This is a genomic window from Tenacibaculum sp. SM2510, from assembly GCF_057002845.1.
On record NZ_CP192703.1, the window covers coordinates 1,886,923 to 1,900,601 of the forward strand.

The window sequence follows — 13,679 nt, forward strand, 5'->3', positions numbered from 1 at the left end:
AATGAAGTAGGGTATAATGTAACATACTTGTTTATAATACAATAAAGGTTGCTATCCCTTCATAGAAAAAGAAGTATTACTGTACACTTTTATCTTTTTTAGATAAAAGTGTATTTTTTAAACCAAATTTAAAACATTTAAAATAATTACGTAATAATTAATTAAGAGATAGTTATTATTGGTTAAGCAGTTTCATTAAATTCTAATGAAACTGTTTTTTTTATTTCAATAGTTTCCGAATGGTTAAAAAAAATAGTTTGTTCGTTGTATTCGGCTTCAATAAGCCAATAACTCCCCTTAAAATAAGTTTTTAGAACCAAAGCTTTGTGCATTGATTCTTCAATAACTTCTATTTGATGTGGGTATAATAATATTTCTTCATTATCGATTTTAATTTCATTCACATCATCAAATAAAGCGGCAATATATTTTAACTCAGGGTTTTTATATAAGCTCTTAGGTATTTCATTTGCTATTATTTCATGGTCTTTAATAACAATCATTTTATCGGCAAAAGAAAGTGTATCATTACCATCGTGAGTGGCTATAATACAAGTAATGTTTTTTTCTTTTAAGTAGGTAAATAAGTTTCTACTAAGCGAATTCTTTTTAAAATTATCTATTTGGCCGAAAGGCTCATCTAGTAATAATAACTCCGGTTCTTTAGCTAAGGCGCGTGCAATTGCAACACGTTGTTGTTGTCCACCGCTTAAGTTTTTAACCTTTACGTTGGCAAATTCCGTCATTTCTATTACTTCTAATAACTCATTTGTTCTTTGTTGTGCTTCTTCGGGATAAAAACGAGACAGAAATTTTTTAATGTTTTCACTAACGGAAGTATAAGGCATTAAATCGAAATCTTGCGCAACGTATTTAAAAATATCGATACCGGGAACTAAATAATGAGCAGGACCTAAGACTTGAAAATCATTCCAATAGATGTTTCCTTTGTCAACATCTAACAAGCCGTAAATAATTTTTAACAAAGTTGATTTTCCGCAACCACTTTTTCCCATAATACATACATGTTCCCCTTTTTGTAAAGTGAAATTGATGTTTTTAAGTGTTGTTTTTTCTTTAATATAAGAAAACGAAATGTTGTTTACTTGTAACATACTTGCAAAAATAGAGTTTCTATTGTTTTTTGCGTTAGCGATTGAACGGTTTGTTTGAGCTCTTTTTAGAAGCATGAAAAAAAAGCGAGTAGTAAAAGCGCGACCACTTGTGGTAACGCCCAACTTCTTGTTATAATTGGGTTATTTTTATTAAATGACTCTAAATTGCAGTAATAAAAAAACCGATACATTGCTGTATCGGTTTTATCATTTTAAAATTAATTATTTACGAACTAATTTTAATACTTAAAGACACTTCGTGTCTACCAGATTCTAACTCTTTCTTCTGGTTTTAAATACATTTCATCACCTTCTTTAACATCAAAAGCCTCATAGAAAGCATCAACGTTTTTAAGTGGCATATACGCTCTGTATTGACCAGGAGCGTGTGTATCTGTCATGATTAAGTTCTTTAAAGCTTCATCACGCATTTTTGTTCTCCATATTGTTCCCCAAGAAAGGAAAAAACGTTGGTTAGCAGTATACCCATCAATATCGGCAGGTTTTCCGTTCTTTTCTAAGAAAATCTGTAACCCTTCATAAGCAGCTTGTACACCACCTAAATCACCAATATTTTCACCTAAAGTAAATTCACCGTTTAAGTGCATGCTATCGATTGCAATAATATCACTGTATTGTTTTACTAATTGCTTACCAATAGTAGCAAATTTTTCAGAATCTTGTTCTGTCCACCAGTTTTTAAGGTTTCCGTCACCGTCAAAACGAGCACCAGAATCATCAAAACTATGAGAGATTTCATGACCAATTACTGCTCCGATACCACCATAATTTACAGCTTCATCCGCTTTATAATCATAAAAAGGAGGTTGTAAAATTGCAGCAGGAAAAACGATTTCGTTGTTTACAGGATTAAAGTAAGCATTTACAGTTTGCGGAGACATTCCCCATTCTGTTCTGTCTACTGCTTTTCCTAGTTTTTCCATGTTTTTATTATAGTTCCACTTAGTAACGTTTTTAGCGTTTTCGAAGTAAGAACCACCATCTTTTAATCCTTTTACTTGTAATTCAGAATAGTCTTTCCAAACATCAGGATAAGCAATTTTAACAGTTAATTTGTGTAATTTTTCTAATGCTTTTGTTTTTGTTTCAGCACTCATCCACTCTAAACCAGCAATACGCTTTTCGAAACCTAACATTACATTGTCGATCATTTCTTCTGCTTTTGCTTTTGCTTCTGGCGGAAACATTTTATCAACATATAACTTACCTAAAGCCTCACCAACAGCACCATTTAAATTACCTAAAGCACGTTCGTTTCTTGGACGTTGTTGCTTTGCACCGCGCATTTCTTTGCTGTAAAACTCCCAATTAGCAGTTTCTAAATCGGTAGATAATAAACCTAATGAATTGTTAATTGTACTCCAACGAAATAATAATTTAATATCTTCTACAGAACGAGCATCTAAAATTCCGCTTAATGCTTTGAAGTATCCAAGATCGGTAACAATTATTTTATCAATACTACCAGCAGGAGCTCCTTTTAAATCACCGTTGTCTTTGTTAACTATGTTAACACCAATTCCTTTTAAATGAGCGGCCCAATCGATTGCAGGAGCTAGTTCAGTTAATTCGGCAACTGTCATAGGGTTATACATTTTACGTGTATCTCTACGCTCTTCTTTAGTCATCATTGGTTCAGCTAAGCTTTTTTCGAAAGCAACAATAGTAGCTGCATTCTTTTTAGCGGTAGCTTCATCATCACCAAAAGTCATTAACGACTTGGCAACAAATTCTTGATATTTAGCTAATTTATCGGCAACTTTTTCATCTACGTAATAATCACGAGATAAACCTAAACCACCTGCACCCATATAACCTGCATATTGGCTACTGTTTTTTAAATCGTTATATACACCAAAACCATAAAAACCACCACCACCATAAGGTGCCATGTTTGTAATATAGTTTTCTACATCTTTTTTAGTTTTAATTTCTTCAATTTTAGCTAAAAAAGGCTTAATTGGCTCGGTACCTTGCTTGTTTCTAGCAACAGTATCCATTATAGCTTCGTAATAGTTTACTGCTTTTTCTTGATCAGAATCTATTTCATTTCCTTCAGCGTCTTTTACTTTTGGAAAATCTCTTTCTTGAATAGCATCATTTAAAATAACCAATACGTCAGCATCCGTTTTTTTACGTAATTCACCAAAACCACCCCAAGAAGTTCTATCAGCAGGAATTTCGGTTTTATCCATCCAAGTTCCGTTTACGTATCTAAAAAAGTCATCTGTTGGTTTAACAGAAGTATCCATGTTTTCGATAATAATTCCTTGAGATTTATCTTCAGGTTGTTTTTCTGTTTTACACGAAGCAATTGCTATAGAAGCGACTGCGGTAGTAAACAGCATTTTGTGAATGGTTTTCATTGTGTTTAATTTAGATTGATTTATGTATTAGTATCTATAATTTTTTATCTGTTACAATTTTTAACTCTTAATTTTAGATTTTGGTGGATTCGGTAACTGATCAAATCCCATATTAAATAAGGTAAACCCGAAAATATCAGCATATTGTTCTATGGTTTTTGCAACCGGTGTTCCGGCACCATGACCAGCGTTTGTTTCGATACGAATTAACACCGGATTTTCTCCTTGTTGCTTGTCTTGTAACTCAGCAGCAAACTTAAAACTATGCGCTGGTACTACACGATCATCATGATCACCAGTAGTTACCATGGTTGCTGGATACGCTACGTTTTTAACATTATGGACAGGAGAATATCCTTTTAAATAATCGAACATTTCTTTACTTTGCTCTGCGGTTCCATAATCGTACGCCCAACCTGCTCCTGCAGTAAATGTATGATAACGTAACATATCTAAAACTCCAACAGCTGGCAATGCTACTTTCATTAAATCTGGTCGTTGTGTCATTGTTGCTCCGACTAATAACCCACCATTAGATCCACCACGAACGGCAAGAAAATCTGATGAAGTATATTTTTCTTTGATTAAATATTCGGCTGCAGCAATAAAATCATCAAATACATTTTGCTTTTTTAATTGTGTTCCTGCATCGTGCCATTTTTTACCGTATTCACCACCACCACGTAAATTAGGTACCGCATATACACCACCTTGTTCCATCCAAACAGCGTTTGCAATACTAAATGAAGGTGTTAATGAAACATTGAATCCGCCGTAACCGTATAAAATAGTTGGATTTTTACCATTTAATTCTAACCCTTTTTTATAGGTGATAATCATCGGAACTTTTGTTCCGTCTTTAGAAGCGTAAAATATTTGCTTGCTTTCATAAGCATCACCATTAAAAGAAATTGCTGGTTTCCAATAAACAGCATACGTTCCTTCCTTCGGGTCAAATTTATAAGATGAACTTGGTGTGTTGTAGTTTGTAAATGAAAAATACAGTTCTTTAGCAGTTGCTTTTCCGCCAAAACCACCGGCAGATCCTACACCAGGTAATTTTACTTCACGAATTAATTTTCCGTCATAATCATATTGTACTACTTTAGAAACCGCATCTACCATATATTCTGCAAAGAAATAACCGGCACCTGTTGACGCGCTTAAAACATTCTTTGTTTCGGGAATAAAATCTTTCCAGTTTTCGGGAGTTGGATTAGAAATATCTACAGTAACCACTTTTTTATTAGGAGCATTAAGGTTGGTTACCAAGTATATTTTAGAGCCAATATTATCTATCGGATAGGTATCACTATCTGTATGATTTAAGATTGTTATTAAAGAACTATCTGGTTTAGAAAGGTCTTTAAAAAATAATTTATTTCCTGATGTTGATACGCTTGCTGTAATTACAAGGTAATTATCATCTTCAGAAACGCTACCACCAACGTAACGATGTTTTTCTTGAGGAGTTGCTCCAAAAACAACAACATCTTCTTTTTGTACTGTTCCTAATTTATGGTAATATAATTTATGTTGATCTGTTTTAGCAGATAACTCGCTTCCTTTTGGTTTATCGTAACTAGAATAATAAAAACCTTCATTTTTGTACCAAGAAACTCCAGAGAACTTTACATCAATTAAAGTATCACCAATAATTTCTTTACTCTTGGCATTCATAACAATTATTTTACGCCAATCGCTACCACCTTCAGAAATTGAATAGGCAACTGTTTCGCTGTTTTTAGAAAAACTAACAGCACCTAATGATGTTGTAGCATCTTCAGAGAACGTATTTGGATCTAAGAATACTTCTTCTTTACCCTCTTTGTCTTTTCTATATAAAACATACTGATTTTGTAATCCGTTATTTTTATAAAAATAGGTGTAATCACCTTCTTTAAAAGGAGTACCTATTTTTTCGTAGTTCCATAATTCAGACAAACGATTTTTTAGCTGTTCGCGATATGGTATTTTACTTAAATAATCAAAGGTTACTTCATTTTCTGCCTTAACCCAATTTTCAGTTTCTGTACTTCTGTCGTCTTCTAACCAACGATAGTTATCGGTTACTTTTGTTCCGAAAAAATCATCTACTACAGGTTTTTTAGTCGTTTCAGGGTACTTCACAGCAATTGTGTTTTTAGGTTGATTTTCTTGTTTACAAGACACTAAAATAGTACTCGCACAAAGAATCGAAAAAAGGATTTTTTTCATGGTATAAAAATTAGTTAATTCTTTCAAAGTTAGCAGAAAAAAGTATGAAAAACCTATTTTTTAAGACGCTTTTAACACTAAATGGCGTTCTTGTAATCTTTAAGAAATATAAACGACTACTTTTATGCTTGAAAATTTTCAAGTAAATAAGTAGTAAATAATAAAAAACAGCATGACAGAAAATTTAACAAAGGCAACTTTTTTAGAAAAAGTATTTAATTTTGAAGAGAATAAAGAGTGGAAGTTTGAAGGTGACAAACCAGTATTAATTGATTTTTATGCAGATTGGTGCGGACCCTGTAAAACTTTGGCTCCGATTTTAGAAGAGTTAAGTAAAGAATACGAAGGTAAAATAGATATTTATAAAATAGATACTGAAGCAGAACAAGAATTATCTGCCGCTTTCGGAATTCGTAGTATTCCTTCAATGTTATTTTGCAAAGCAGGTGAACAACCTCAAATGGCAAACGGAGCGTTACCAAAAAAACAAATAGAAGAAATTATAAAAGATGTTTTAAAGGTAGAAAAATAAGTCTAAATATAAATTAAAAAAGTGATGTGAAAACATCACTTTTTTTATGCAAAAAAACTAAAATAGGGAACTCAGTGATTACCACTAGTCAAGCTTTTTTTTTAATTTTAAACACTTGTTTTTAAATAAGTTGTGCTTTCGTTTAAATGACGTTCTTTTGTGTGTTTTTTAAAATTTGTTGAAAACTTCAAGGGATTTGTGAATAAGTAAAGCTTTCGGTTTTTAGTAATTTTTTGAATCTTTGTTAACCCTTCTAGGAAATAAAAATAACATTAAAATTTAGCACAGATATAAATGGCTTTTATCGAACCAATTTTACAAGAAAATAAGGATAGATTTGTAATTTTTCCAATTCAACATGATGATTTATGGGAATGGTATAAAAAACAACAAGCTTGTTTTTGGACTGCCGAAGAAATCGATTTATCTGTGGATGTTATAGACTGGGAAACCAAGTTAACTGACGATGAACGTTATTTCATTAAGCATGTTTTAGCTTTTTTCGCAGCTTCTGACGGAATTGTAAATGAAAATTTAGCAGAAAACTTTGTAAATGAAGTACAATATTCAGAGGCAAAATTCTTTTATGGTTTTCAAATAATGATGGAAAACGTGCATTCTGAAACGTATTCATTATTAATAGATACGTATGTAAAGAATGATGCAGAAAAAGATAAATTGTTTAAAGCAATTGAAATTTTCCCTGCGATTAAAAAGAAAGCAGATTGGGCATTAAAATGGATAGACTCTGATTCGTTTGCAGAACGATTAATTGCTTTTGCAGCTGTTGAAGGTATTTTCTTTTCAGGATCTTTTTGTTCTATTTTCTGGTTAAAGAAAAGAGGTTTATTGCCAGGATTGGCTTTTTCTAACGAATTAATTTCTCGTGATGAAGGAATGCACTGTGATTTTGCAGTTCATTTACACAATCATCACATGGTAAATAAAGTGCCAAAAGATCGTATTCGTGAAATTATTTTAGATGCACTTACCATTGAAAGAGAATTTATTACAGAATCTTTACCTGTAAGTTTAATTGGTATGAATGCTAAATTAATGACACAGTATTTAGAATATGTAACCGACAGGTTGTTATTAGAATTTGAATGTGATAAAGAATACGGTACTGCAAATCCGTTTGATTTTATGGAAATGATTTCATTAGAAGGGAAAACAAATTTTTTCGAAAAAAGGGTTTCTGAATACCAAAAAGCAGGTGTATCATCAGGTGGTACTGGAGACATTAGTTTCGATGCTGATTTTTAAAAAAAAAGGATACTTTACTGCTAACCCCCTACATGCGGTAATTTTTTTACTAAAAACACGAAGGTGTTTTAGTATAATATAGTTTCAAAAAAAAATTATTTTAACACATATAAGTCATTCAAGTGTAAGCTTGTGAGGCTTTATATAACCAAATTAAAACCAATAGTAATAATATGTATGTAGCAAAAAGAGACGGTAAAAGGGAGCTTGTGATGTTTGATAAAATCACAGCGAGGGTTAGAAAAATGTGTTATGGATTAAACAAAATTGTTGACCCAGTAAAGGTAGCAATGCGTGTTATTGAAGGATTATATGATGGTGTAACAACATCTGAATTAGATAATTTAGCTGCTGAGGTTGCTGCAACACTAACAACTGCACATCCTGATTATGCAAAACTAGCTGCAAGAATTGCGGTATCTAACTTACATAAAAACACTAAAAAATCGTTTTCTGAAACGATGGTTGATTTGTACGAATATGTAAATCCCCGTACAGAAAAAGAATCTCCTTTATTAGCAGATGATGTGTATGATATTATCATGAAAAATGCTGATAAATTAGATTCTACAATTATTTATAGTCGTGATTTTAATTACGATTATTTTGGATTTAAAACCTTAGAGCGTTCTTATTTATTAAAGCTTAACGGTAATATTGTAGAGCGTCCGCAGCACATGTTAATGCGTGTATCTATAGGTATTCATAAAGAAGATATTGACGAAGCAATCGCTACATACGAGTTAATGAGTAAAAAATATTTTACCCATGCTACGCCAACATTATTCAACGCAGGTACACCAAAACCACAAATGTCGTCTTGTTTTTTATTACAAATGCAAGATGATAGTATAGAAGGTATTTACGATACACTAAAACAAACTGCTAAGATTTCGCAATCTGCAGGAGGTATTGGTTTGTCTTTACATAATATTCGTGCAACAGGAAGTTATATTGCCGGTACCAATGGTACATCAAACGGTATTGTGCCAATGTTAAAAGTGTTTAATGATACGGCTCGTTATGTAGATCAAGGAGGAGGAAAACGTAAAGGTTCTTTCGCTATGTATTTAGAACCTTGGCATGCTGATATTTATGATTTTCTTGATTTAAAGAAAAATCATGGTAAAGAAGAAATGAGAGCACGTGATTTATTTTACGCAATGTGGATTTCTGATTTATTTATGGAGCGTGTACAAAAAGATGCTGAGTGGACGTTAATGTGTCCTCATGAATGTCCGCATTTATTTGATACTTATGGTGAAGAATTCGAGCGTTTATACACAAGTTACGAAGCTGCTGGTAAAGGTAGAAAAACAATAAAAGCACGTGATTTATGGGAGAAAATCTTAGAATCTCAAATTGAAACAGGTACACCGTACATGTTATATAAAGATGCTGCTAACCGCAAATCAAATCAGAAGAATTTAGGAACTATTCGTTCTTCAAATTTATGTACTGAGATTATGGAATATACTGCCAAAGATGAGGTAGCAGTATGTAATTTAGCATCCATAGCAGTACCAATGTTTGTTGGTGAAGATGAAAACGGAAACAAATTTTTTGATCATAAAAAGCTATTTAAAGTAACTAAAAAAGTAATTAGAAACTTAGATACCGTTATTGATCGTAACTATTATCCGGTTATTGAAGCAGAAAACTCTAACGTACGTCACCGTCCGGTAGGATTAGGGATTCAAGGATTGGCAGATGCGTTTATTATGTTGCGTATGCCGTTTACATCAGATGAAGCTAAGAAGTTAAATCAAGAAATATTCGAAACCTTGTATTTTGCATCTGTAACTTCATCAATGGAAATTGCAAAAGCAAAAGAACCATATTCAACATTTAAAGGTTCGCCAATGTCTCAAGGAGAGTTCCAACACAATATGTGGGGAATTAAAGAAGACGATTTAAGTGGTCGTTGGGACTGGAATGCTTTGCGTAAGCAGGTAATGAAACACGGTGTTCGTAACTCGTTATTAGTGGCACCAATGCCAACAGCATCTACTTCTCAGATTTTAGGAAACAACGAAGCTTTCGAGCCTTATACTTCTAACATTTATACCCGTAGAGTATTATCTGGTGAGTTTATCGTTGTAAACAAGCACTTATTAGAAGATTTAGTAGAGTTAAATTTATGGGATAATAATATGAAGGAAGACATTATGCGTGCAAACGGATCTATCCAACATATTGCTTCTATTCCACAAGATTTAAAAGATTTATATAGAACAGTTTGGGAAATGAGTATGAAAGATATTATCGATATGGCACGCCATAGAGGTTATTTTATCGATCAATCTCAGTCGTTAAACTTATTTATGAAAGATCCTGATTATGCAAAGTTAACTTCTATGCATTTCTACGGATGGAAAAGCGGTTTAAAAACGGGAATGTACTATTTACGTACAAAATCGGCAGTAAACGCAAAGCAATTCACCTTAAACATCGAAAAGAAAGAAGCTGTAGTTGAAGAAGAAAAACCAATGAGTGCTACAGAATTTAAAGCTATGGTTGATGCTTCTAAAAACGGAGCACCAGACGACGATTGTTTAATGTGTGGTTCTTAAAACAGAGTTAAATTAGAATTAAGATTGGGGAGTTGTAAAAAGCTCCTCATTTTAAAACAGAAATACAATTGGTAATAAATAGAAGAAAGAGTAAAAACAAAACACAAAAAAGCGACACTTGAAGCATCGCTCTTGGTTTTTTAATATTTGGTTTCTGAGGCCCAATATGATAAAACAGTAAGACGAGAAATAACTCATCTCCGTTTGTACTTCAAAAATACAAAATGTAATTCTTACAGCCAAGTTAAATGTTTCTATAAATATATTAAGTAGCTATAAACCCTTTAAATAAAGCAAGGGAGCTATGTAATTAGTTGTTAACCACAAAGTGTTAATAACTGTAAATTAATAGGAAATGATAAGAAATAGATTAATTAAATCCATTAACGATAGGTTAATAGTAAGGGTTACTTATGTAACGAATGATAAGAGAGTTTTAACAAGAAAATGTATTCCATTTGATATTGGACCAAGTACAAAATTCAAAGATAAATCGATTAGATTTCACTTTTTAGATTTGAACGGTCCAAAAGGAGCACATAATTTACCTTTATTACCAGATAGAGTTTTAAATATTGAGTTTACTGACTTATATTTTGAGCCATCAAAATATATTCATTGGAAGACTAATTGGATCTTAAAAAGAAATTGGGGTAAATATTCATAAGTATGATAAAAGAGAAGTCGAAAGACTTCTCTTTTTTTGTTAAAGAAATGTTAACGAAAATAGGGTTATCCCTATTTTATTGCAAATACCCCTAGTGAATAATTAGGGGTATTGGGTATTGTGGTAATATGTTTTATGTAATAATATTGCTGCATTATTAAATGCAACGATGTTATTGAATCAGGTAACCCTGTAATGTAAAGAGTAGAAGAATTTCTTCATTTAAAACATCAATTAAAACGAACTCTTTATTAAAGGGAAGACTATATAAGATTAAAAATTTTATTATTTGTGTGCATACAACTAGTAATTATGAACCTTATACTTTCCTTTTAAAGAGTTTAAATAATTAAGAATACATTCCCTTTTTAATATTTTCCCTTTAATACTAATTGACTCATTTCATATGAGTCAGTTAGTTACTTTATTAAAATATTTTTTTTAATTAAAACGGTGTAGATAAACCCTTAGAATTTATGTTCTATCGTTTAATAAATATTAAGACTTCTCTTTTTATTTAAATAAGTAACGCATTACGAGTATAAAAATACCAACGATAGTTGCTAAAGATGATGTTATTAGTGCTATTAAAACACTGTCACTTAAACTAAAACTAGTTGCTTTAGAAAAACCCGAAGCGATGATTATTAGTAAGATAATACTTGCAAATCCGCATAAAAACAAGAATGTTCTAAAGGCGTATTTTTTTCGTTCGTATCTGTCTTGTACCCTGTCGTAAACCTCTTGTTCGGTTAACGCGGTGTCTTTGTCTATTTTTTTTGTGTCAACATGAAGATTTTTAGATTCTTCCAGTAGTTCGTCTAATTTATTACGCACTTTTTAGTTGTTTATCTAAGTTCGTAATAAATTTATCGTAATACCTTTTTATAAGATCGTTGTTAATAATTCTATTACTTCCCGATCTATATGTTAAACTCCAAGGTGTTCCTGCCATATGTGTTAAATCTACTAAATCTTTTGCAGAAATATCGCTATACAATTGCCATGTTAGCAGCACAATTTTTTTATCTTCTTTATTTTTTAAAGTAGGTTCAGAGAGTTTTTGCCAATCATCATCAGCTAACATTACTGAATTTGTAGTAATAGGCCCTGATTTAAAGTGTTTAAACTCATGATATACACTAGGTATTACTGGGCCAAACTTCCAGGCTTCAATATTGTCATCTTCAAACAATGGACGGTTTAAAAGAGACAAAGAAAGCCCTTGCGATATGTACATTAACTTTATCAACTTCATGTTGGTAAGCTCGTAATTCGTTTTTTTTGCAAGTTTTATAAACTCATTAACAACAGAACTGGTTGTTCCCATAATCATTTAATTTGTAATAAAAATAAACACTTTTTTCTTATAAAGAAATAATATACACAAAAATACAGAATAATACAATCATTAAGCAGTTCTTTTTACAATATTAGATGATATTAATTGTTTAAAATTCAGATAATTATGAATTTACATTTCGAAAAAAAGAATTAATAAAACAAGACAGGGTATAAACTTTTCTTTTTTAGTATTTTCGACGAAACTTATAGGAATAGAATGAACTGGGAACAATTATTATCGTTAAAACGATTTGGAGATACACAAAAACGAGAACGTATAAAACAAGATGAAACTCGTTTGGGGTTTGAGGTAGATTTTGATAGAATTATCTTTTCATCAGCTTTTCGAAGCCTTCAAGATAAAACGCAGGTAATTCCGCTATCAAAAACCGATTTTGTTCACACACGATTAACACACAGTTTAGAAGTGTCGGTAGTTGGTAGAACTTTAGGAAGAAGAGTAGGTAAAGTGTTGTTAGAACGTCACCCAAATTTAGTAGAATTAGGTTATACTTTTAACGATTTCGGAGCCATTGTTGCCGCCGCATCCGTAACACACGATATCGGGAATCCGCCTTTTGGGCATTCAGGAGAAAAAGCCATCGGAGAATATTTTAAAACAGGTAACGGATTAAAATATAAAGAGCAACTTACCGAAAAAGAATATCAAGATTTAATAGATTTTGAAGGAAACGCAAACGGATTTAAGATTTTAACCGAAAATAATCATGGTAGCGAAGGTGGTTTGCGTTTAAGTTATGCAACTTTAGGAGCATTTATGAAATATCCTAAAGAATCATTGCCTAAAAAACCAACAAAACATATAGTTGATAAGAAATACGGCTTTTTTCAGTCGGAAACAGCAGGCTTTTTAGATGTTGCCAATGATTTAGGCTTACAGAAAAAAGAAAGTGACGGTATATCCTATTACCGTCATCCATTAGCCTATTTAGTAGAAGCTGCAGATGATATTTGTTATACAATTATCGATTTTGAAGACGGAATTAATTTAGGACTAATCGATGAAGATTATGCTTTAGAGTATATGATTAAGTTGGTTAAAAACACGATTGACAGTAAAAAATACCATTCATTAAAATACACAAAAGATCGTATTAGTTACTTGCGAGCCTTGGCAATAGGCGTTTTAATTAACGAAGCAGTTGACATTTTCTTAGAAAATGAAAGAGCTATTTTAAATGGTAGCTTCTATAAATCGTTGTTAGAGAAGTGTAAGTATGAGGCGCAAATTAACGACATCATTAAAATAAGCATAGAAAAAATATACCGCAGTAAAGATGTCATTGAAAAAGAAGTTGCAGGGTATAAGATTATTGCAGATTTATTAGATGTTTTTGTAACTGCATTAAATAATAAGTTTAACGGAACACAATCTAACTATGACACCTTGGTGTTAAATTTACTTCCTGATGAATATCAGCAAGAAAAAGCAACGCTTTATGACAGAGTTATGCAAATTTGTAGCTATGTATCTGGTTTGTCGGATAGTTTTGCAATACGATTATTTAAAAAAACAAAAGGAAATATTGCGTAATTAATTGTTGAATTAAGTTTTAG

Annotated in this window: 10 protein-coding genes; 5 read left to right on the plus strand and 5 right to left on the minus strand. The window is 31.9% G+C overall.

What is annotated here, in order from left to right; all coding sequences use genetic code 11:
* Nucleotides 1-182: 182 nt before the first annotated feature.
* From ACQ629_RS08480 to ACQ629_RS08490, 3 genes are all read right to left on the minus strand, one after another.
* On the minus strand, nt 183-1,115 hold the full coding sequence (locus tag ACQ629_RS08480) for an ABC transporter ATP-binding protein (RefSeq protein WP_483707188.1): 933 nt from the start codon (nt 1,113-1,115) through the stop codon (nt 183-185).
* Nucleotides 1,116-1,378: 263 nt separating this feature from the next.
* Entirely contained in the window at nt 1,379-3,502 is a 2,124-nt protein-coding gene (locus tag ACQ629_RS08485; RefSeq protein ID WP_483704072.1) for a M13 family metallopeptidase, read from the minus strand.
* 60 nt (nt 3,503-3,562) lie between these two features.
* Nucleotides 3,563-5,719: a prolyl oligopeptidase family serine peptidase gene (locus tag ACQ629_RS08490; RefSeq protein WP_483704074.1), complete on the minus strand. Its 2,157-nt coding sequence runs from the start codon at nt 5,717-5,719 to the stop codon at nt 3,563-3,565.
* Between the two features lie 172 nt (nt 5,720-5,891).
* Between ACQ629_RS08490 and trxA the strand changes: the two genes are divergently transcribed.
* The 4 genes from trxA to ACQ629_RS08510 all read left to right on the plus strand — a co-directional run bounded on the left by trxA (nt 5,892) and on the right by ACQ629_RS08510 (nt 10,757).
* Nucleotides 5,892-6,251: a thioredoxin gene (gene trxA, locus ACQ629_RS08495; protein WP_483704076.1), complete on the plus strand. Its 360-nt coding sequence runs from the start codon at nt 5,892-5,894 to the stop codon at nt 6,249-6,251.
* 294 nt (nt 6,252-6,545) lie between these two features.
* Nucleotides 6,546-7,517, plus strand: coding sequence for a ribonucleotide-diphosphate reductase subunit beta (locus ACQ629_RS08500; protein ID WP_483704078.1), 972 nt, complete (start codon nt 6,546-6,548; stop codon nt 7,515-7,517).
* Nucleotides 7,518-7,690: 173 nt separating this feature from the next.
* The gene (locus tag ACQ629_RS08505; protein WP_483704080.1) at nt 7,691-10,090 is read left to right on the plus strand and encodes a ribonucleoside-diphosphate reductase subunit alpha; all 2,400 of its coding nucleotides are present in this window, start codon (nt 7,691-7,693) and stop codon (nt 10,088-10,090) included.
* Nucleotides 10,091-10,445: 355 nt separating this feature from the next.
* On the plus strand, nt 10,446-10,757 hold the full coding sequence (locus tag ACQ629_RS08510; RefSeq protein WP_483704082.1) for a hypothetical protein: 312 nt from the start codon (nt 10,446-10,448) through the stop codon (nt 10,755-10,757).
* A gap of 513 nt (nt 10,758-11,270) precedes the next feature.
* Here ACQ629_RS08510 and ACQ629_RS08515 read toward each other — a convergent pair.
* Both ACQ629_RS08515 and ACQ629_RS08520 read right to left on the minus strand, forming a co-directional pair.
* Nucleotides 11,271-11,594: a hypothetical protein gene (locus ACQ629_RS08515; protein WP_483704084.1), complete on the minus strand. Its 324-nt coding sequence runs from the start codon at nt 11,592-11,594 to the stop codon at nt 11,271-11,273.
* A complete protein-coding gene (locus tag ACQ629_RS08520) occupies nt 11,587-12,087 on the minus strand; it encodes a Panacea domain-containing protein (protein WP_483704086.1) in 501 nt (166 codons plus the stop codon). Before ACQ629_RS08520 ends, ACQ629_RS08515 begins: the two co-directional genes overlap by 8 nt.
* Nucleotides 12,088-12,318: 231 nt before the next feature.
* Between ACQ629_RS08520 and ACQ629_RS08525 the strand changes: the two genes are divergently transcribed.
* Nucleotides 12,319-13,656 (plus strand): deoxyguanosinetriphosphate triphosphohydrolase, encoded by a 1,338-nt coding sequence (locus tag ACQ629_RS08525; RefSeq protein WP_483704088.1) that lies wholly within the window; start codon nt 12,319-12,321, stop codon nt 13,654-13,656.
* Nucleotides 13,657-13,679: the final 23 nt, after the last annotated feature.

Excerpts from the sequence above, each read along its gene's own strand:
- ACQ629_RS08505 (WP_483704080.1), top strand. The coding sequence starts at position 7,691 with ATGTATGTAGCAAAAAGAGACGGTAAAAGGGAGCTTGTGATGTTTGAT.
- trxA (WP_483704076.1), top strand. The coding sequence starts at position 5,892 with ATGACAGAAAATTTAACAAAGGCAACTTTTTTAGAAAAAGTATTTAAT.
- ACQ629_RS08500 (WP_483704078.1), top strand. The coding sequence starts at position 6,546 with ATGGCTTTTATCGAACCAATTTTACAAGAAAATAAGGATAGATTTGTA.
- ACQ629_RS08520 (WP_483704086.1), bottom strand. The coding sequence starts at position 12,087 with ATGGGAACAACCAGTTCTGTTGTTAATGAGTTTATAAAACTTGCAAAA.
- ACQ629_RS08510 (WP_483704082.1), top strand. The coding sequence starts at position 10,446 with ATGATAAGAAATAGATTAATTAAATCCATTAACGATAGGTTAATAGTA.
- ACQ629_RS08485 (WP_483704072.1), bottom strand. The coding sequence starts at position 3,502 with ATGAAAACCATTCACAAAATGCTGTTTACTACCGCAGTCGCTTCTATA.
- ACQ629_RS08480 (WP_483707188.1), bottom strand. The coding sequence starts at position 1,115 with ATGTTACAAGTAAACAACATTTCGTTTTCTTATATTAAAGAAAAAACA.
- ACQ629_RS08525 (WP_483704088.1), top strand. The coding sequence starts at position 12,319 with ATGAACTGGGAACAATTATTATCGTTAAAACGATTTGGAGATACACAA.
- ACQ629_RS08490 (WP_483704074.1), bottom strand. The coding sequence starts at position 5,719 with ATGAAAAAAATCCTTTTTTCGATTCTTTGTGCGAGTACTATTTTAGTG.